Annotated in this window: 11 protein-coding genes; 8 read left to right on the forward strand and 3 right to left on the reverse strand. The window is 67.7% G+C overall.

Features of this window, described 5'->3' with window-relative positions; translation table 11 throughout:
• The first annotated feature begins 147 nt into the window (after positions 1-147).
• The 3 genes from ACV7NQ_RS35220 (at position 148) to ACV7NQ_RS35230 (ending at position 15,890) form a co-directional block, all read left to right on the forward strand.
• Complete coding sequence (locus ACV7NQ_RS35220) at positions 148-13,857, forward strand: amino acid adenylation domain-containing protein (RefSeq protein WP_463363496.1); 13,710 nt, start codon at positions 148-150, stop codon at positions 13,855-13,857.
• 112 nt (positions 13,858-13,969) lie between these two features.
• Complete coding sequence (locus ACV7NQ_RS35225; protein ID WP_463363497.1) at positions 13,970-14,965, forward strand: ATP-binding cassette domain-containing protein; 996 nt, start codon at positions 13,970-13,972, stop codon at positions 14,963-14,965.
• Between the two features lie 118 nt (positions 14,966-15,083).
• Positions 15,084-15,890: an ABC transporter permease gene (locus tag ACV7NQ_RS35230; protein ID WP_463365945.1), complete on the forward strand. Its 807-nt coding sequence runs from the start codon at positions 15,084-15,086 to the stop codon at positions 15,888-15,890.
• 186 nt (positions 15,891-16,076) lie between these two features.
• Here ACV7NQ_RS35230 and ACV7NQ_RS35235 read toward each other — a convergent pair whose 3' ends face one another.
• Positions 16,077-16,412, reverse strand: a complete 336-nt coding sequence (locus tag ACV7NQ_RS35235; RefSeq protein WP_328400575.1) for an RNA polymerase-binding protein RbpA — start codon at positions 16,410-16,412, stop codon at positions 16,077-16,079.
• A 237-nt stretch (positions 16,413-16,649) separates the two neighbouring features.
• Here ACV7NQ_RS35235 and ACV7NQ_RS35240 point away from each other — a divergent pair, with 237 nt between their 5' ends.
• Positions 16,650-16,973 carry a hypothetical protein gene (locus ACV7NQ_RS35240; protein WP_463363498.1) on the forward strand — a complete coding sequence of 108 codons (324 nt, stop codon included), beginning with the start codon at positions 16,650-16,652 and terminating at the stop codon, positions 16,971-16,973.
• Here the strand turns inward: ACV7NQ_RS35240 and ACV7NQ_RS35245 are convergent.
• A complete protein-coding gene (locus tag ACV7NQ_RS35245) occupies positions 16,945-17,571 on the reverse strand; it encodes a hypothetical protein (protein WP_463363499.1) in 627 nt (208 codons plus the stop codon). The two genes, ACV7NQ_RS35240 and ACV7NQ_RS35245, sit on opposite strands and share 29 nt — an antisense overlap.
• 1,001 nt (positions 17,572-18,572) lie before the next feature.
• Positions 18,573-19,559, reverse strand: a complete 987-nt coding sequence (locus ACV7NQ_RS35250; protein WP_463363500.1) for a glycosyltransferase family 9 protein — start codon at positions 19,557-19,559, stop codon at positions 18,573-18,575.
• Positions 19,560-19,761: 202 nt separating this feature from the next.
• Between ACV7NQ_RS35250 and ACV7NQ_RS35255 the strand changes: the two genes are divergently transcribed.
• The 4 genes from ACV7NQ_RS35255 to ACV7NQ_RS35270 all read left to right on the forward strand — a co-directional run bounded on the left by ACV7NQ_RS35255 (position 19,762) and on the right by ACV7NQ_RS35270 (position 21,611).
• On the forward strand, positions 19,762-20,175 hold the full coding sequence (locus ACV7NQ_RS35255; RefSeq protein ID WP_463363501.1) for a VOC family protein: 414 nt from the start codon (positions 19,762-19,764) through the stop codon (positions 20,173-20,175).
• A 78-nt stretch (positions 20,176-20,253) separates the two neighbouring features.
• Entirely contained in the window at positions 20,254-20,835 is a 582-nt protein-coding gene (locus ACV7NQ_RS35260) for an HdeD family acid-resistance protein (RefSeq protein WP_463363502.1), read from the forward strand.
• 91 nt (positions 20,836-20,926) lie between these two features.
• The gene (locus ACV7NQ_RS35265) at positions 20,927-21,286 is read left to right on the forward strand and encodes an Rv2640c family ArsR-like transcriptional regulator (RefSeq protein ID WP_463363503.1); all 360 of its coding nucleotides are present in this window, start codon (positions 20,927-20,929) and stop codon (positions 21,284-21,286) included.
• A gap of 127 nt (positions 21,287-21,413) precedes the next feature.
• Positions 21,414-21,611: a hypothetical protein gene (locus ACV7NQ_RS35270; RefSeq protein WP_463363504.1), complete on the forward strand. Its 198-nt coding sequence runs from the start codon at positions 21,414-21,416 to the stop codon at positions 21,609-21,611.
• The last annotated feature ends 61 nt before the right edge of the window (positions 21,612-21,672 follow it).

Genomic DNA, 21,672 nt, shown 5'->3' on the forward strand with positions numbered 1-21,672 from the left:
AGATGTGAAACAAATCCAATACGTCGGCCATCCGGCCGTTGTGATGCTCCGAATCATAGGGCGTGGATCACGTCCTACGGCTGGCGCATGCGCGCCCCGCAGGCGGTGCTTGGGGAGTGCGTCAACGGCGGCAGAACGGAGTGATTGATGAGTTCATTGGCCACGGATCGTGTACCCCAATGTTCGTCCGGTGAATCCTCGGCACAACCCTTTGCACTCTCGCCCGCGCAGACGGCCCTCTGGTACGCACAGCGGATCCGCCCCGACGTACCGCTCACCATCGCCCAGTACGTCGAGATCCACGGTGACCTGGATGTCGGCCGACTGCTCTACTCGATAGAACGCTTCGGTGCCGAGACTCAGGTCGGGCAGGTGCGCCTAGTCGAAATCGACGGCGTGCCGCACCAGCTGGTCGACGTGTTCCAGCGCCCCGGCTGGGCCAGGATCGATCTGCGCGAAGAGCTCGACCCGCACGCCGCCGCACTGCGCTGGATGAACGAGCACGCCAGCACGCCGATCGATCTGGAACGCGATCCGCTCACAATTAATGTGGTGCTGCGAACCGGGGATTCGAACTACATCTGGTACGCCCGCGCCCATCACATCATCATCGATGGCTACGGCGCGATGAACGCGCTCACCCGCACCGCGGAGATCTACACCGCGGTGGAGAACTTCACCGAGCCGGTCGCCTCCCGGGCCACCCCGCTTGCCGCGATCTACGCCGACGAATCCACCTACCGCGATTCCAGCCGGTTCGGCACCGACCGTGACTACTGGCTCGAGCAGTTGACAGGCGCCGGTGGCCCGATGACCCTGTCGAACACCACCGCCACCAGCACCACTGTGGAGGCGGGCAGGCATCGAGCGGCCGCCGTGCTCGACGACAGGGCCGAGGCGGCGATGGACGCGGCCACCGCGGCGTGCAATACGCACAACTCGACACTGTTCGTCGCCGCGCTCGCGGCGTACGTGCGGTCGGTGACCGGCAATCCCGATGTGGTGCTCAGCCTTCCGGTCTCCGCACGGACCACAGTCTCGCTGCGCCGCTCGGCGGGTGTGGTGTCGAATGTGGTGCCGATCCGGTTGAAGTTCGGCGCCGACACCACCGTCCGCGATGTGGTGCGCAGTGCCGAACTGCAGATCACCGGCGCGCTGCGCCATCAGCGCTACCGGCACGACGACATCCGCCGCGACTGCGGTTACTCCCGCGACGCGCGCGGTTTCTTCGGGCCGATGGTCAACATCATGCTGTTCCATACCCAACTGAAATTCGGCAGTCTGCTCGGCACGCTACACGTGCTGTCCACCGGTCCAGTCGAGGATCTGTCGATCAACCTCTACAACGGTGATGGCAACCGCATCCATGTCGACTTCGAGGCCAACCCGCGCCTCTACGCGGAATCTGAAGTGGCGGTGCATCACAGCCGTTTCCTGGACTTCCTGACCCGATTCCTGGCCGCCGAACCCGACACCCTCGCGCTGTCTCTCGCGGCGATCACCGACGCCGAGCGCGAACGTGTGCTGCACCAATGGAACTCGAATGTGGTGGGTGTGCAGGAGGGGACGCTTGCGGGGTTGTTCGCCGATTGTGCCGTCATCTGCCCGGATGCGGTGGCGCTCGAATTCGGTGACGAGGCATTGACTTACGGCGAGCTCGACGAGCGGGCCAACCGCTTGGCGCGGCTGCTGATCGAGCGCGGAGCTGGACCCGAGACGGTGGTCGCGCTGTGCCTGCAGCGCAGCATCGAACTCGTGGTAGGCATGTACGCGATCGTCAAGGCAGGCGCAGCCTACCTGCCGCTGGACCCCGACCACCCGGCCGACCGGATCGAGGAGATCCTGCGGCAGGCGGAGCCGGTGTGCCTGCTGACCGCGGCGCGGGACGAACTCGAACTGCCCAACGTCGCCCCACAGCTGGCCGTCGACGGCGTCGAGCTGTCCGGCTTCGACGGCCACCCGATCACCGACACCGATCGGCTCGCGCCGCTGCGCGCCGACCATCTGGCGTACGTCATCTTCACCTCGGGTTCGACCGGAAAGCCCAAGGGCGTCGGCGTGACCCACGCCGCGATCGTCAACCGGCTGCGCTGGATGCAGCACGAATACCAGCTCGACGGCACCGATGCCGTGCTGCAGAAGACCCCGGCCACATTCGACGTCTCGGTGTGGGAGTTCTTCTGGCCCTTGCAGATCGGCGCCCGGCTGGTCCTCGCGGCGCCGGACGGGCACCGTGATCCCGGCTACCTGGCTCGGATCATTACCGAAAAGGGCATCACCACAGCACATTTCGTGCCGTCCATGTTGTCGGTCTTCGTCACCGATACCGACCTGGGCGGCGGCACCGGATTGCGCAGGGTCTTCTGCAGCGGTGAGGCGCTGCCCACGGCAACGGTCCGTGACTTCCACGCCGCGCTACGCGGCCCGGAACTGCACAATCTGTACGGTCCCACCGAGGCCGCGGTGGACGTCACCTACTGGCCGTGCCCGGCCGATCCGCCCAGCGTGCCAATCGGGTCGCCGGTGTGGAATACCCAGACCTACGTGCTGGATTCGCGGCTGAAACCGGTCCCACCGGGGGTGGCGGGGGAGCTGTATCTGGCAGGTGTACAGCTGTCCCGCGGTTACGTCGGTCAGCCTCGGCTGACCTCGGATCGTTTCGTGGCCAATCCGTTCACACCGGGCACCCGCATGTATCGCACCGGTGACCTGGCGCGTTGGCAGGCCGATGATTCCGAGCGCGGTGTGGTGGAGTACCTGGGGCGCAGCGACTTCCAGGTCAAGATCCGCGGCCTACGCATCGAGCTCGGCGAGATCGAGGCGGCGCTGCTCGCCGACGAGCGGGTCGCGCGGGCGGTCTGCGTCGCCCACACCGGACGCATCGGTGACGAGCTCGTCGCTTACGTCGTCGCGGCGCCCGAGGCGTCCGTCGACACCGACGAACTGTTGGCGGTGCTGCGTCGCACCCTGCCCGGATACATGGTCCCCGCGGTCCTCATGGCGCTTGACGAACTACCGCTCAGCCCGAACGGCAAGATCGACCGCAAAGCGCTGCCCGCGCCCACCCTTGGCCATCGCCCGGCCGGGCGGGTCACCGCCGAGCCGCGCACCGAAGTGGAACGCGTGCTGGCGGGCATCTTCGCGGAAGTTCTCGACACCACCGACATCGGCGTCGAGGACAGCTTTTTCGACCTCAACGGCAACTCGCTGATCGCCGCTCGCGCGGTCGCCAGGATCAACGCCGCCCTCGGCACCGGACTCACTATCCGCGATCTGTTCGAGGCATCGACCATCGCCGCGCTCACCGAGCGGTTCGTGACCCCCAACCCCGACAGCTCCTTCCCGAAGCTGGTCTCCGTCGGGCGCCCCGAGCGGATTCCGCTGTCGCTGGCCCAGCAGCGGCTGTGGATCCTCAACCGATTCGCCGAACACGCCGCCGCCTACAACATGCCCCTCGCGGTCCAGATCGACGGACCGCTGAACGCCGATGCGCTGCGGGCCGGTCTCGTCGATGTGATCGAACGGCACGAAAGCCTGCGCACCACCTTCCCGGACGCTGCCGAGGGGCCGTGCCAGGTGGTGCACCCGGCAGGCGAAATCCCGCTCACCCTCGACCCGATCGATGCGATCGGCGCCGACGTGGCCGCGCTGGCCGCCGAGTTCGCCGGTTACGGCTTCGATCTGCGCAGTCAGGCGCCGATTCGCGTCGCGCTGTGGAACACCGGCCCGGACCAGCACGTGTTCCTCCTTGTGCTGCACCACATCTGCGGTGACGGCTGGTCGGCGGCTCCGCTGGCCAGAGACCTCATGACGGCCGTCGCCGCACGGGCGAGCGGCGCCGCGCCGCAGTGGACGCCACTGCCGGTGCAGTACGCCGATTTCGCACTGTGGCAGCGCGAACTGCTCGGCGACGAATCCGATCCGGCCAGCGCGCTGGCCCGCCAGCTCACCTACTGGCGTTCGGCGCTGACCGGCCTGCCCGACCACATCGACCTGCCGCTGGATAGGCCACGGCCGATGCGCCGGTCGACCACCGGCAGCCGGGTGGAATTCACGATTTCGCCCGAGACCCGCCGCGCCGCTGGTGAACTGGCGTCGGCCAGGGGCGTGAGCATGTTCATGGTGCTGCACGCCGCACTGGCCACCCTGCTCGCCCGGCTGTGCGCGACCACCGATGTCGCCATCGGCACCGTGATCGCCGGTCGCTCGGATCCGGCGCTCGACGAGCTGGTCGGCATGTTCGTCAATACCCTCGTGCTGCGCACCGAGGTCGACCCTGCCGCTGGGTTCGACCGGATGCTCGATGTGGCGCGCGAGACCGACCTGAACGCCTTCGCCAACGCCGACGTCCCGTTCGAGCGCCTGGTCGAGGTCGTCAACCCGGAGCGCTCGACCGCGCGGCATCCGCTGTTCCAGGTGATGCTGTCCTACGACCGCGCGCCGGAACTGAGCATCGAACTGCCCGGCGTGCGGGCGGAGATACTGCCGATCGTCGCCGACATCGCCAAGTTCGACCTGCAGCTCGAGGTACACGACAGCATCGCCGACGGGCCGCTGACCGCCGAATTCGTCTACGCCACCGATGTTTTCGACAAGCGCACGATCGAATCGTTCGCCCACAGGTTCGTCGCCGTTCTGAACGCGGTGGTGGCCGCGCCGCGCCTGCCGATCGGCGATCTGGAGATCCTGGACCGGCGCGAAACCGCGAACCTGGTGCCGATCGCCGGGGCGCCCGGTGAGCCATCGATCAGCCTGGCCCGGCTGCTCACCGACACCGCCGAGCGGCTGCCCGACGCGATCGCGGTGCGCTACCTCGGCACCGACACCACCTATCGCGAGCTCGACGAGTTGTCGAATCGCCTGGCGCGAGCCCTGATCGAGCACGGCGCGGGTCCGGAGGTCGTGGTGGCGATCGCGTTGCCGCGCGGCCTCGACTCGATCGCAGCGGTCTGGGCTGTGGCCAAGACCGGCGCGGCCTACGTCCCGATCGATCCCGGCTACCCGGCCGAGCGGATCGGGCACATGATCGCGGATTCGGGTGCCATCCTCGGGCTGACGGTCCCGGACTGCCTTGCGGCCATGCCCGCCTGGCCTGCCGCCCGCGGTAAACATCGCAAGACCTATGTCGACTGGCTGGTGCTCGGCTCCGAGGAGCTGGAAACCGAATACGCCGACTACTCCACGGGTCCGATCACCGACGCCGACCGGCACCACCCGATGCGCACCAGTCATCCGGCGTACTTTATTTACACCTCCGGGTCCACCGGGCAGCCGAAGGCCGTGATCGTCACCCACGCGGGCCTCGCGTCGCTGGCGAACGAGCAGATGCACCTGTTCGGCGTCACGGATTCGGCACGGACACTGTACTTCTCGTCGCCCAGCTTCGATGCCTCGGTGCTGGAGATGCTGCTCGGTTTCGCGGCAGGCGCGACCATCGTGGTGGCGCCCGCCGGCATGTACGGCGGCGCAGAACTCGCCGCGCTGCTGCGTGACGAGCGGGTCACCCATGCCTTCATCACTCCGGCGGCACTGGCGACGATGCGGCCCGAGGGTCTCGACGAGCTCGAGGCGGTCATCGTCGGCGGCGAGGCGGTTGGGGAGGAACTGGTCGAGATCTGGTCGGCCGAGCATCGCATCCACAATATGTACGGGCCGTCGGAGGCGACCGTCGCGGCCACCGCGACCGGTCCGATGCTGGCGGGCCGCCCGGTGCCGCTCGGTCGTCCGATCCGCGGTATGCGCCTGTTCGTGCTGGACGGGCGGCTGCATCCGGTCCCGCCAGGGACGCCGGGTGAGTTGTACCTGTCCGGTCCCGGTCTGGCGCGTGGCTATCATGGCCGTTACGCCCTTACTGCACAACGCTTTCCGGCCAACCCGCACGGTCGGCACGGCGAGCGGATGTATCGCACCGGTGATCTGGTGGTGGCCGACACCACTGGGCAGCTGCGCTTCCTCGGCCGGGCCGACGACCAGATCAAGATTCGTGGTTTCCGCATCGAGCTCAGCGAGATCGACCATGCGCTGCGGGCGCATCCGGGGGTGAGCTCTGCCCTCACCGTCGTGCACATCGATGAGCAGGGCCAGCCGCGGCTCGCGGCCTACCTGACCGCCGACGAGTCGGTCGATGCCGCCGCCGTGACCGAGACCGCGCGGCAGCGGCTCCCGGGATACATGGTGCCCGCGTCGGTCATCGTGCTGGCGGAAATGCCGGTCAGTCCGGCGGGCAAGCTCGATCGAAAGGCGTTGCCGGAACCGGTGTTCGCCGCGATCGCCGCCTCGCGCGCCCCGAACACGTCGATGGAGGAGCGCGTCGCGCGTGTGTTCGGCGATGTCCTCGGGCGCCAGGTGACCGGCGCCGAGGACAGCTTCTTCGATATCGGCGGCAACTCGCTGCTGGCCACCCGGTTGGCCACGGCGCTGAACGCGGAGTTCGGGGTGGACCTGCCAGTCCGCATGATCTTCGAGGCGCCGACCGTCGCAGCTGTGGCGGAGCGGATTACGGAAGCGCCCCGGACGCAACGGATGGCGCTGGCCGTACACACCCCGCGTCCGGGACGCATTCCATTGTCGCTGCCGCAGCAGCGACTGTGGTTCCTCAATCGATTCTCTACCGAATCCAGTGCCTACAACATCGCATTCGTGATTCGGATCGAAGGCGATCTGGATATCACGGCGTTGCGCGCGGCCCTCACCGACCTGGTGGACCGGCACGAGGTGCTGCGGACGGTCTTCCCCGAGGACAATTCCGGCGCTCAGCAACTCGTGCTGCCGACGGCACGGGCGCTGCCCACCGTCGAGTCGACCGTGACCGACGAGGCGGGCGCCGAACTCGCCCTGCGCACCCTCGCGCGCGGTGGTTTCGACCTCACCAGGGAGACCCCGCTGCGCATCGCGCTGCTGCACACCGGACCTGAGCGCTACCTGCTCGGCATCGTGGTGCACCACATCGCCGCCGACGGTTGGTCGCTCGGCCCGCTGACCCGGGACCTGGCGCTCGCCTACGCGTCGCGCTGCGAGGGCGCCGCACCGGCCTGGATGCCACTTCCGGTGCAGTACGCCGACTTCGGGCTCTGGCAGCGTGCCTGCCTCGGTGAGGAGTCCGACCCGCACAGCGTCGCCGGCGCACAGCTGGAGTACTGGAGCACCGCGCTGGCGGATCTGCCCGGGGCACTGCCGCTGCCCTACGATCGGCCGCGGCCCGCCGAACCGACACAGCAAGCCGGGACGGTGCGCTTCACCGTGCCCGAGCCGATGCAGCGCGAGCTCGGGGAACTGGCCCGCGAGCAGGGCGTGAGCATGTTCATGGTGCTGCGTTCGTCGCTCGCGGTGCTATTGCGCTTCGTCACCGGGGGCCGCGACATCGTGATCGGCACCCCGGTCGCGGGCCGCACCGACACGAAGCTCGACGAGCTGGTCGGCATGTTCGTCAACACGCTGGTGCTGCGCTCCGACGTCGACCCGGACAACCCGTTCGCGGCTTTGCTGCGCGCGGACCGGGACACCGAGCTCGCCGCGATGGCGCACGCGGACATTCCGTTCGAGCGCGTCGTCGAGGAGCTGGGTCGCGAGGTCCGCGTGACCATGCCCAACGGCCGCACCGCGGCGGGCCGTCACCCGCTGTTCCAGGTGGCGCTGACCGTGCAGGAAGAACCTGCCCCCGCCCTCGAGCTGCCGGGTCTCGCGCTGCACGCCGAGGAACTGGACATCGCGCTGGCCAAGTTCGACCTGGAACTGCGGGTCGCGCAGGCCGGCGGCGACGCCGGACCGGGCCGGACGTTCGAATTCGTCTTCGCCGCCGAACTTTTCGACGCCGCGACGATCGGGACCCTGGCTGACCGATTCCTGCGGGTGCTGGCCGCCGTCACCGCCGACCCGCGAGTTCTGGTGCGCGACATCGACGCGCGCACCGAGCGCGAACGGCGCACGCTCACACCGGCTACCGGCGGGCCCACCACCCCGCAGTACACCCTGGCCGCCTATTTCACAGCAACCGCGCGTGTGCATCCGCACCGCACCGCCGTGCGCTCCGGTACGACCTCGCTCACCTACACGGAGATCGACCGGCGCTCGAATCGGTTGGCGCGCGCGCTGATCGGGCGCGGTGTCGGCACGGGCGATCGGGTCGCGCTCGGTTTGACCCGCTCCATCGATTCGGTGGTCACCGTGCTGGCCGTCGCCAAGTCGGGTGCCGCGTTCGTGCCGGTCGATCCGAAGTATCCCGCCGATCGAGTCCGGCACATGCTGACCGATTCCGGCTGCCGGGTGGGCATCACGATGTCCGCGCACACCGAGAGACTGGCCGACGGCCCGGCGACGGACTGGCTGCGGCTGGACGATCCGGAGCTGATGGTGGAACTGGACGCACTCGACGACAGTCTGGTCGACGACCTCGATCGGTTGCGCCCGGTCGACGTCGCCGACCTCGCCTACCTGATCTACACCTCCGGTTCCACCGGAAAGCCCAAGGGTGTGGCGGTCACGCACAGTGGCGTGTCGAACTTCGCCGACGAGCTCCGCGAACGCATGCGGGTCGACTGTGATTCGCGCACCATGCACCTCTCCTCGCCGAGCTTCGACGCCGCCATCTTGGACCTGCTCCTCGCGGTCGGATCCGGTGCGACGATGGTGATCTGCCCGGCGGAGATCTACGGCGGGGATGAACTCGCCGCGCTGATGGAGCGCGAGCGCGTCACGCACACCTTCATAACTCCGGCCGTGCTGGCCACCATCGATCGCGATCGCTGGTCGCTGCCGAACCTGCGCGCGCTGATGGTGGGCGGTGAGGCATTCGGCCAAGACCTGGTGGCCCGCTGGGCGCCGGGACGGCAGCTGGTGAACGTGTACGGGCCCACCGAAACCACGGTCGTCATCACCATGTCGGGTCCGATGGCCGTCGGCGAGCCGATCACCGTCGGCACACCGGTGCGTGGCGCCAGGGCGCTGGTGCTCGACGAGCGGCTGCGTCCGGTGCCGGTCGGTGTGCCCGGCGAACTGTACCTCGGCGGACTCGGTGTGGCGCGAGGGTATTTCGACCGATTCGGGCTGACGGCGTCCCGGTTCGTGGCGGACCCGTACGGTCCCGCCGGATCCCGGATGTATCGCTCGGGTGACGTGGTGCGCTGGACCGACGCGGGTGAGATGGTCTTCCTGGGTCGCAGCGACCACCAGGTGAAGGTGCGGGGAATCCGCATCGAGCTCGGCGAGATCACCGCCGCGCTCGCGGAACACGAGGATGTGCGGTTCGCGCACACCGAGGTTCGCCACATCGCGGGCGCCGACCGGATCGTCTCCTTCATTCAGGCCGCCGACGACGCGGTGGGTGTGAACATCGAGACGGTGCGTGCCCGTGTCGCGGAACAGCTTCCGACGCACATGGTTCCGGTGAGCATCACCGTGCTGGACCGGATTCCGATGACCCCGGTCGGCAAGCTGGACACCGCTGCCCTGCCGGAACCAGAGCTCGTCGCGGCCAGGGCCGACCGCAGGCCGGAAACCGACTCCGAGCGTCTCGTCGCCGATCTGATGGGCCAATTGGTCGGTGTCGACGCGGTGAGCGCGAACGACAGCTTCTTCGACATCGGTGGAAACTCGCTGCTGGCAACCCAACTCGTGTCCCGGCTGGCCGCCGTGACCAACACTAGACTCGAGGTGCGCACCGTCTTCACGGCATCGACTGTCGCCGAACTCGCCGCGCTGCTCGACTCCGGTCCGGCAGGCGGGGACGACAGGCCGGTGCTGGCGCGGCGCACTCGCCCGGAGTTGATCCCGTTGTCTGCGGCGCAGCACCGGCTGTGGTTCCTGAACCGCTTCAACCAGATCGGCGCGCAGGCCGCCCAATCGGACGGCGTCGACCAGACGGCGGGCGCCTACAACGTCCCGGTCGTGCTACGCATGCACGGCGCACTCGATGTCGATGCGCTGGTGCGGGCGCTGCACGCGGTACAGCGGCGGCACGAGACCCTGCGGACGGTGTTCCCAGAGGTCGATGGGGAACCGTCGCAGGTGATCCTCGACCCGATATCGGCCGCGATCACGCTGTTCGTCGCGACGTTGCGGCCCGCCGATGTAGCCGACGCCGTACGTCGTTTCGCCGCACCAGGATTCGATCTCGCGCAGACCGTGCCGATGCGGGCCGCGCTGATCACCGTGGACCCCGACGCCGATCCGGCGGGCGTCGACGACTCGACGCCGCCCGGCCTGTCGACCGAGAACGTTCTGGTCCTGGTGGTGCACCACATCGCCATGGATGGGTGGTCGCTGGAACCGCTGGCCGCCGATATCGCGGTCGCCTACCGCGCGGCCTGCGACGAGCAGTCCCCGGACTGGGCCGATCCGGCGTCGTCGGATCACTCCGCAGGCGCAGCGCTGGAGGTCCAGTACGCGGATTACACACTGTGGCAACAGGACACGCTCGGCACCGAGGACGACCCCGATTCGTTGGCGAGCCACCAGCTCGACTACTGGCGCCGCACTCTCGACGGCATACCCGAACTGCTGAACGTGCCCGCCGATCGGCCGCGTCCGCCCACCCCGTCCTATCGCGGCGGGCTGGTGGAGTGCGCGATCGATGCGTTCACCCACCGGGAACTGCGGACGGTGGCCACCAGCAACAACGTCAGCATGTTCATGGTGTTGCACGCCGCGCTCGCGGTGCTGCTGCACCGGATGACCGCGGCCGACGACATCGCCGTCGGCACCCCGATCGCCGGCCGCGGCCACCCTGCGCTGGACCGGATGATCGGCATGTTCGTCAACACGCTGGTGCTGCGGACCCGGATCGATCCGGACGCCAGGTTCACCGACGTGCTGCACAGCGTCCGCGACACCGACCTGGATGCGTTCGCGCACGCAGACCTGCCATTCGAGCGTCTTGTCGAGGTGCTCAATCCGGCGCGCTCGCAGGCACACAACCCGATGTTCCAGGTAATGCTCTCGGTGCAGAACCAACCGGTGCGCGTACTCGACCTGCCAGGACTGCGCATCGAGGCGAACGACGTGGACACCGGGGTCGCGAAGTTCGACCTGCAGTTCACCTTCACCGAAACATATACCCCGCAACGAGATCCGGCCGGGATCACCCTGTCGGTGAACTACGCGAGCGATCTGTTCGACGAACAGACCGCGCAGCGGCTCGGCAAGCGGATGACCCGGCTGCTGGCCGCTGTCGCCACGAGCCCGACCACCGCCGTGGGGGATCTGGACCTGCTCGACCCGGCCGAGTGGTCCGGCCTGGCGCCGGTGCGCGGTGCGGAGCCGGACCGCCCGGTGACTTTCCCCCAGCTGTTCGAGGCGGCGGTCAATGCCGATCGGCAGGCGGTCGCGCTGCGCTCGGGCGACACCCAGGTGACCTATGACGCCCTCGACCGGTGGACCAACCGGCTGGCCCGGGTGCTCATCGAACGCGGTGTCGGACCGGAAACCCTGGTGGCGATGGGCATTCCACGCTCGATCGAGTCGGTGGCCACGGTGCTCGCGGTAGCCAAGGCCGGTGCGGCGTTCGTGCCCGTCGACCCGCTGTACCCCGCGCACCGCATCAGCCACATGCTGTCGGATTCCGGTGCGGCGCTGGGCATTACCCTCGCCGGGTACCGGGACCTACTGCCCGAGGGTGCGGAGTGGATCGTCCTGGACGACGTCGACGTCCGTGCCGAGGTGCTCGACTCGCCGGACGTGCCGATCGCGGCGTGGGAGCGGACCTCGCTGCTCCGGATGGACAACCCGGCCTACGTGATCTACACGTCCGGGTCGACCGGCACGCCCAAGGGCGTCGTGGTCACCCACGGCGGCCTGTCCAACTTCGCCGCGGAGGTCGCGCAGCGCTTCGAGGTGCGACCGGGCTGCCGCGTGCTGCATTTCGCGACGCCGAGCTTCGATGCGGCCATGCTCGATCTGCTGTTCGCGCTCGGTGGCGGGGCGACCCTGGTGATCACCCCGCCGGGTGTGGTCGGCGGCGCCGAGCTGCGGCAGGTGTTCATCGAGGAGAGCATTACCCACGCGTTCATCACCACCGCCGCGCTCGGGACGGTCGACCCGACCGGGGTCACCGAGTTGGCGCACGTGCTCGTTGGTGGCGAGGCGTTGCAGCCGGACCTGGTCACCCGCTGGGCGCCGGGCCGCAACCTGTACAACGTGTACGGGCCGACCGAGACCACCATCGTCACGGTGATCTCGCAGCCGCTGGAGCCGAACGGGCCGATCACCATCGGCGGCCCTATCCGTGGCGTCAGCGCGACCATTCTGGACGCGCGCCTGCATCCGGCTCCGGTCGGCGTCACCGGCGAACTGCACCTGGCAGGCAATGTGCTGGCTCGCGGTTACCTGAACAGGCCGGGGCTGACCGCGCAGCGGTTCGTCGCCAACCCATTCGGCAAACCGGGCGAGCGGATGTACCGCACCGGCGACCTGGTGCGCTGGTGGGGAGGGTCGAAGTCGGTCCGTGACATCGAATACGTTGGCCGCATCGACCATCAGGTCAAGATCCGTGGCTTCCGTATCGAACTCAACGAGATCGACACCGCGCTGACCAGCCACCGCGATGTCGAATTCGCCACCACGATCGGGCATCGCACCTCTGCGGGCGCCACGGCGCTGGTGTCGTATGTGAAGCCGCGCAACGGATCCGCCGTCGGCGTCGGCGAACTCATAGACCACGTGTCCGAGCTGGTGCCGAATTACATGGTGCCGCAATCGATCATGCTGATCGATGAAGTGCCGCTGAGCCCGGTAGGCAAACTCGATCGAAAGGCATTGCCGGAACCGATGTTCCGCGCGGCCGAGGGCTATCGGGCGCCGACCACCCCGACCGAGGCGGCGCTGTGCACCGCCTTCGCGGATGTGCTCGGTGTCGAATCGGTGGGCGTCGACGACGGGTTCTTCGAACTCGGCGGCAACTCACTGCTCGCCACCAAAGTTGTCGCACAGGTGCGTGCCACCGGGATCGATCTCCCGGTGCAGCTGATGTTCGCTGACTCCACCCCGGCCGCCATCGCGGCCAGGCTGGACGGACCCGGCAGCGCCGCCACGGCCATCGCCGCGGCGCTGGAGCCGGTTCTGCCGATCCGCCCGCGTGGCGCGTCGAAGCGGGCGCCGCTGTTCTGCATCCACCCCGCGATCGGGCTGGCGTGGTGCTACTCGGGCCTGCTCGCGCACCTCGCGCCGGACCAACCGGTGTATGGGCTGCAAGCCCCGCACGTCGCGGGGGAGGACGGGTTCGCCTCGATTGCCGAGGCCGCCGGACACTATGTGGCGCACATCAGGTCGATCCAGCCGGAGGGGCCGTACCATCTGCTCGGCTGGTCGCTGGGCGGGTTGATCGCGCACGAAGTGGCCGTCCAACTGCAGGATGCGGACGAAGAGGTCGCGCTGCTGTCGATGATGGACAGCTACCAGCTGTCGGACGAGTGGCTCGAACATGCGATTCCTGGCATCGCCGATATCATCGGCGAATTCGGCGCCGACCTGCTCGGCGACGGCGAAGAGTTGAACCCGGCAATGAACCTGCAGGACGCGGCGGAACTGCTGCGGTCGAGGCCGGGTCCCTTCGCGGCGCTCACCGTCGATCACCTGGAGCGGTTCTACGCCGGCTACATCAACGGCACCGTGCAGGCACACGGCTTCCGGCCGCGCACCTTCGACGGCGACCTGCTGTTCTTCACCGCCGCCGAGGACGAGATCAACCGGACCGACCCCGCCCGCTGCGCTTCCGCCTGGCAGCCGTTCGTCACCGGGGACATTCGTGACCATAAGGTGCCGTGCCGGCATTCGGAAATGACAACACCCGAATCGCTCGCCGCGATCGGACCGGTCCTGCACCGGCATCTGGACGGCGGCGGCACCGCGAAGGAGGCGGAGCGGTGAGTGATTCAGCCGCAGCCGCCGACAGCGCGCCTCGGTACCCGACGAGGCGCAGAGATCGAGCCTTGGGCGCAGCGCCTGGAGGCACGAAACCCAGTGCGAGCGAGGTGTATTCATGAGTTTGGCAGTGGAAGTGCTCGGGCTGGTCAAGAATTACGGGCGGGTGCGGGTACTCGATGAGATCGACTTGCAGATACCCGCCGGCACTGTGATGGGGCTGCTCGGCCCCAACGGCGCCGGGAAGACGACGACGGTGCGCATTGTCACCACGTTGCTGCGGCCGTGCGCGGGTTCGGTGCGGGTGGCGGGCATCGACGTGCTGCGCGACCCGGCCGCGGCTCGGCGGCACATCGGCCTATCCGGTCAGTACGCGGCGGTCGACGGCAACCTGTCGGGCTATGAAAACCTGCGCATGGTGGCCCGGCTGTACGGAATGTCGCAGCGGCAGGCCACCTCTCGCGCGGCCGAACTGCTCAGCGCGTTCGGGCTCGACCACGCGGCGCACCGTCGGGCGGGCACCTACTCCGGTGGTATGGAGCGGCGTCTCGACCTGGCTGGGGCATTGGTAGCTCGGCCTGCGGTGGTGGTGCTGGACGAGCCGACCACCGGACTCGATCCGCGCGGCAGGCTCGACATGTGGACAGTCATCGGCGATCTAGTCGACGACGGCACCACGGTGCTGCTCACCACGCAGTATCTGGAAGAGGCCGATCTGCTGGCCGACCGGATCACCGTCATCGACCGCGGCCGAGTGATCGCCCGCGGCTCGGCCGACGAGCTGAAGACCTCCATCGGCGGCGACCGGCTCACCGTCACGCTGGCCGGCGGGCAGGACGCGAAGCCCGCGATGTCGATTCTGGCGCAGGTCGGCATCGGCGAACCGAGCTGCGACGACCGCCCCGACGAGGTGTCCGTGGTGGTCGGCGACGGCTCGCGCACTATGGTCGAGGCTCTGCGCAGGCTCGACGACGCAGGCGTGTGCGTGGTCGACGCGACCGTGCACCGCCCCAGCCTGGACGACGTATTCCTGTCCCTCACCGGCACCGCGGCGAGCGAATCCGCGACCCGCGAGTCGGAAACCGGCGACGTAGAAGAGGAGATCCTGTCTTGAGTGACCCAACCGCGGCCGCACGCAGCGCACGCGAGGCGCAGTCGTGAGCACCACGCAGACTCTGGCGCGCGACGATTCTCCCAACTCCCCGGCCACACCGAAAGAGCAAACCCATGGCATCGCCAGGGAGCCGCGCGTCCGGGTCATCCGCGACAGCGCCATCGTCGCCTACCGCAACCTGCTGACCATCCTGCGGGTGCCGACGCTGCTGGTGACCGCGACCATCCAACCGCTGATGTTCGTGTTCCTGTTCGCCTACATCTTCGGTGCGTCCCTCGGCGGCGGCCAGTATCGCGAGTTCCTGCTGGCCGGAATCTTCACGCAGACAGTCGCTTTCAATGCGGCCTTCACTACGGTCGGCCTGGCGGGCGATCTGCACACGGGCATCATCGACCGGATGCGCACGCTGCCGATGTCCCGGCTGGCGGTGCTGATGGGACGCACCCTGTCGGATCTGGTGGTCAACATCCTCAGCCTGGTCGTCATGGTGGGCTGTGGCTACGCGGTTGGCTGGCGCATCAACGGCAGTATCGCCGACGCCGTCTTCGCGTTCGGTGTCATTCTGCTGTTCGCCTTCGCGATGTCCTGGGTGGGCGCGCTCACCGGCCTGCTGTCACCGACGGTCGAAGTCGCCCAAAGCGCGGGGCTGATCTGGCTGTTTCCCCTCACCTTCATATCCTCGGCCTTCATCTCCGCCGAGACCCTGCCGGGCCCGCTGCGCACGGTCGCCGAATGGAACCCGATCACCGCGGTCTCCGCCTCGGGCCGCAAACTCTTCGACAACGGCGCTCCGCCCTCCTTCATCCCGCCAACCGGTTGGGCCGCCGAACACTGCATCGCATACTCCGTCGGCTGCTCTCTCGCGATCCTGGCGATTGCCGTCCCGCTGGCTCTGTTGCGCTATCGAAAGGTCGCCAGCCACTGAACCTCGGTTGTGCCGCCGTTCGGCCGACACGCGAAATGCCGCTCGCATCAGGCGATCCGATGTGAGCGGCCTGTATGCGACTGCGCATACAGTGCGGAAATCAGTTGTCACACAATGCGATACGACGAAGGCCGCTTACATCACTCGATGTAAGCGGCCTTCGTCGAATTCGGCGGTGAACCGGACCTATGCGCGCCGACGGGTCTTCAGGAGGTCGAGGCGCTCCTTGAGCAGCTCCTCGAGCTCGTCCTTGCTGCGACGCTCCAGCAGCATGTCCCAGTGGGTGCGCGGCGGCTTGACCTTCTTGGTCTCCTGGGTGGTGCCCTCCATGAGGGTGCCCTCCTGGCCGTTGCGGCACAGCCAGGTCGGGGGGATCTCGGCGTCGTCGGCGAACGGAACGTCGAATTCCTCGCCGTTATCGGTCTTGTACCGAGCGATCCGCCGCGGAGCCAGGTCGTGGTCGCGATCGGTCTCGTAGCTCACCGCTCCGAGCCGACTGCCCCGGAGTACGCGATCTGCCATGGTGTGCCTCTCCCTGTGTGCTCGAGTCTTGTTGCGCTGCGGCCGTGTCCCGACGAACTCGCGCTCGCTGGACTTTCTGTTCAACGAACGGGCCTGCGCTAACAGTTCCCGACACGGCGACGGTGAACCGCCCCATTGTAGTCGGTGCGTGCGGTGGCTCTTGCCACGCCCGCGGTGCGGCGATCCCTGGGGACCTCGAAATCCGTCGGGTGCGGCGGCACATTAGTGTTCTGCATCATGTCGCGCCGCTTGCTGTCCTGCCTGTGGTGTGGGCGGGAGATCGTGGAATCGGAGGCCGGACGTCGTCGCCGGTACTGCCGTCAATCGTGTCGCCAACGCGCCTACGAACACCGCAACAGCTTGAAGGGAACCGGAATTCCCGACGACTCCGTCGTGCTGAGCGCACAGGAGGCGACGGATCTAGCGGACCGCTGGTTCGCCGCCAGATGCGCCGCCGAGGATGTCGCCACCGCGATCGGCGAGGGCGCCGACGCCGACGCGCTGAAGCGTTTGGCGGCCACGATGCTCGAGCTCACCCGCGACGCCGAACGCCTACGGTGATGCCGACTCGCGCGGGCGAGTCGACTGGTCGCACCGCGCCGGGCGGCGCAGTCGAGCCGTTGAGCGGCCCGGCGCGCCGGGCCGCGCGGCTCATCCGAGTGGCTGAGCCTGGTGTCGTAAGTATTCGAGCGATGCCGGAGTCGGTGGCCGGGTCGACTGTCACCGAGTTGCTCGTCGATCGGTTGCACAGATAAATGGCAGCCAGGAGCAGCGCGACCGTCGCGGCGAGCCCACCGAACGCGGCCAGCGTCGCGCCATCGGGATGGTCCAGCGACTGCGCCCGCATCGCCTGCCAGGTCACGATGGTCAGCATTCCGGCGTAGCCGAGGGCCAGCACTCCCATCAGCGTGGCGCGGGTGAGTTCGGCGCGCAGCCACGGATGCCGCGGCGCCAGCCACGCCAGCGCAAATGCCGCGAGTAGTAGCACCTGGATGCCGTGCAACCCGACGAAGTGCGGGACACGCAGATCGCCACCGAACCGTGCTCCAGTGGGTGATCGGCATACCGCCCGCGCCGTCGCGCGCCACGTTCGTGGACCGCGCGGCGTCGTCGACCACCGTGTGCCCGGCCATGAGTTCCACGATATTTCCGTTCGCATCGCGGACGCGCTGCTTGCCGGTGTATCCCATCTGGTAGGCGATCATCATCCCGGCGACCGCGAGCGCGAGGCCGCCGTGAATGGCCCGCGCGGTCGGCCGGTCCACGATGCGCTGCCACGAAAGGATCACCGCGATAATCAGATTCGCGAGGAACAGGCCGGGGACGCCGGACATGAACACCTGCTGACCGATCGAGTTCACGGTGTCGGCGCCGGTGTTGAAGTGGCTGTAGGTGCCGCGCGCGGCCTGCACGGCGATGAACCCGACGTCCAGGAATCCGGTGATCGCGAAAACGGTTCCGAGCCACCAGGTGACTCGACTTCCCTTGTGCGGCAACGACAGCAGCCACGCCAGCGTGAAACCGTAGAGCACGAAGGCGAACCCGAACTTGAATGGCTTGAGCCACACCGACTCACCGAGCAGCATGCGGTCGTCGACCACCATGCCGCCAACCGAAACCATGGCGAGCGCGCCCATCGCAGCCACCATCCACAACAGCGAGCGATGGAGGCGGCCGGGCGGCAGGTAGCTTCGGCGGTGCCGCGGCGCGTGCCTGAGGCCGGAGTCCCCAGCTGCGGAAGGGGTGTCGATCGTCAGCATGAACAGACGGTAGAAATCACAGGCACCGGGACGCGTCCCACTCGAGTGCCATTCGCGGATAGCACCGCAGTACTAGGTTGATCACCGAGTCCGCAGCGCCTGGAACGGCTTGTGAAACTCGCTGATTTCGCGGCCCGAACCGACACTCGACGGCCGAAGGCGTTCGCGAGCCTTCAGCGACTCGCGAACGCCTGTCGCCGCCCCGTTGATTCGGGCCGTGCCGGCCCGGTTTCGTTAGTCGGGGGAGTGTCCGACGTCGATGCCGCGTGCGGCGAGCCAGGGCATCGGGTCGACCGGGCCGATGCCGGGCAGGTGCACGGCCTCTGGCACGGCCTGCGGCATCTGTGCCTCGCGCGGGGTGAACGCGGTGAACTGAGCGGCGTTGCGGACACCGGAATCGTTAACCCACGCGGCGGTAGCTGGTCCTGCGGCGCTCGGGGCCGGTGCCGGGCCAATTGCGCGTGGTGAGCTGCTTGTCGACGGCGTTGATCACCTCGGTGACGCCGATCCTTAGCAGACCGGGATCGGGCCTATCGCCGTACGGGTCACCGACCTGACCGGCCCACAGCACCGCGTGCCTGCCGAGCAGATGGGGCGGTGGTCCGGCCCAGCGTGGCGGCGTCGGACCGAACAGCTGTACAGTGCGGGTGCCGAAGGCAGTGGCCAAGTGCGCGACGCCGGTGTCGCCGGAGATGACCAGTGCGGCCTCGGCGACCGTGGCGGCGAGTTCGATGAGGTTCTGGTCGCCGGCGAGTACCCGCCGCGTCGGCAGGCTCGCCCGTGCCGCGACATTCAGCGCGATATCGCGCTCGGTTTCGTCACCGGTGAGTACCACCTCGCGGCCGAGCACGAGCAGATGACGGACGACTGCGGCGAACCGGTCGGCCGGCCAGCGGCGCGCCGGAGAGCCCGCACCGACGTGCACGACGACGCAATCGCGATGGCTGGTGGTCGACACTGGCGGCACCAGTCCGAGATTGCGCCGATCGGCGACGATGCCATCGGACTCGAGCAGATGGCACCAGCGCTCGACATCGTGCATGTCCTGCTGCCATTCCGGGCCTTCCAGGTCCGGGAAGGCAGCGTTGCGATAGGTGAGAATGCGTCCCGGATCGGTTTTGGTCAGCGTGACGATGCTTTCGGCGCTGGGGCCGTGCAGGTTGATCGCTAGTTCGGGCTGTGCGGCATCCCAGCGCAACGCGTGGAGCTCGTGGGTCGGCACCATCGTGTCGACCGACGCGATCAGATCGACGATCGGCTTCAGTCGGTGCGGTGCGGCCAAGACGACGTGGTCGTTCGGCCTTGCCCGGCGCAGCGCACGTAACGCCGGGACCGCGGTGAGCAGATCACCAAGGCCACGTGCCTGCAGCACGAGTACAACCGCCACCCTCTTCTCCTAGCCACCCGAGACTCACGAACCCGACCCGCCCGCTTCACCCATTGGTGCACACGGACGAGAGCCACTCAGGGATGACTACCCGAGCCTGCCGAGCAGTAAACGTTGCCGACTCGGACGTTATCTATGCCACAGGGTCGGTCGGGGGGACTAACCTCCCAGATGGCGGCAACTACTCCTGAGGAGCGTTCCCATGGTCTCCCGGCTCAACCCATATATCAGTTTCGGAGAGACAGCACAGGTGGCACTCGAGTTCTATCGAGACGTCTTCGGCGGCACGCTGACCATCAGTACCTTCGGCGAGTTCGGTGACAAGGACGAGCCGGGTGCGGATCTGGTCATGCACGGCGTGCTGGAGACGCCGAGCGGCTTCACGCTGATGGCCTCCGACACTCCGCCCGGCATGGAATACAGACCGGGAAGCAGCATCTCGATCAGCCTCAGTGGCGACGACGGTGCCGAACTGCAGGGCTACTGGGACAAGCTGGTGGCGGCGGGCACCATCTCCGTGCCACTAGAGAAGCAAATGTGGGGCGACGAGTTCGGATTGTGCACGGACAAGTTCGGTGTTGCCTGGATGGTGAACATCGCTCCCGCCACCCAGTAGCCGGAATTCGATGGCCCAGACCACTCGGCGCATAGCAAATGGCCAGTAAACCTATCGCGAAAGGAATAACATCGCGATATGACGACAAACAGCGTGGTAGAGGCGCCGCTGCAAACGCTCGCCCGCAGCGCGTGGCAATCGGTTCTGGTCACCGGCCTCTTGTCGGTGATCCTCGGGGTCATGATTCTGGTGTGGCCGGGCAAGACGTTGTTGGTGGCGGGCGTCATCTTCGGCATCTATCTGGTGGTGTCCGGTGTACTGCAGCTGATGGCCGCCTTCGGCGCGCCGGCGAGCGCCGGCATGCGGGTGCTCGCCTTCATTACGGGTGTCCTGTCGATCGTGATCGGTGTCTTCTGCTTCCGTGACGAGCTTGCCTCGATTCTGTTGCTCGGTATTTGGATTGGTATCGCGTGGCTGTTCCGGGGCGTTGCCTCGACCATGGCCGCGCTGTCAGAGCCCGCCTTGCCCGGGCGTGGCTGGGTGGCTTTCTTCGGTGTGATCACCGCGATCGCGGGTGTGGTGCTGATCGTCTGGCCGGTCACGTCGGTGGCCACCCTGGCATGGGTTGCCGGTATCTGGCTGGTTGTCCTCGGCATCATGGAGATCATCACCTCCTTTGGTATTCGCAAGAACACCGAGCAGCTGCACACAGGCATCTGACCTGGTGAAGTCGATTCCGGTCCGCATCTCGGCGCGGGCCGGAGTTTGCTGTGCGGGGGAGGAGGCTTTCGATATATGCCAAGATGGCGGTATGCCGAAGACGTTGCCAACGATCGATGTGTCCGCGCCGATCTGCTGCGCGCCGGTAGCCGCGGCGCCGGTCGACGATCGGGTCGCACTGGAGGTGGCGCTGCGGTTGAAGGCGCTGGCGGATCCGGTTCGGGTGAAGCTGATGTCGCTGCTGCTCGCCCGGCGTGACGGCAGCGTGAACACCCGCGATCTGGCGGCGGCGGTCGCGCTGGCGGAATCTACGGTGAGTCACCACCTCGGGCAGTTGCGCGCGGCGGGCCTGGTGGAATCGACCCGCCAGGGGATGAGCGTGCACCATGCGGCGCGGCGAGATGCGTTGTCCGCCTTGTGTTTCGTGCTCGACCCAGAGTGCTGCGGGTAACCGCGGCCACGCATTCGGGGATTTCTACGACATACTGTAGTAGATAGTGACGCCGCCGGGCAGCCCATCGTCTCCGCGGTGATGGTGTGGGGCGCGCGTCTGCAGATCGTCACCTGTGCTCGTCGGGATGGCCGAACCGATCGACTCGCTCGGCAAGGACCCGAACACGCCGAAGATCGGCACGAAGCTGGTTGTCGTGGTGGTGGTGGCGTGCGCCGAGATAGGGCACGCGGACGCCAAGCGGGGCAAGAACGTGGCGTGGATGACCCATGCGGCGGGTGGCCTCGCGATCGCGGATGTGCTTGTCGCCGCATTGTGGACCTGACCGCATTGTGGACCTGACTGTCTGATCATTCCGCCCGGTGACCGCACTCCGGGCGAAATGA

The organism is Nocardia sp. Tas62D01 (assembly GCF_055232035.1).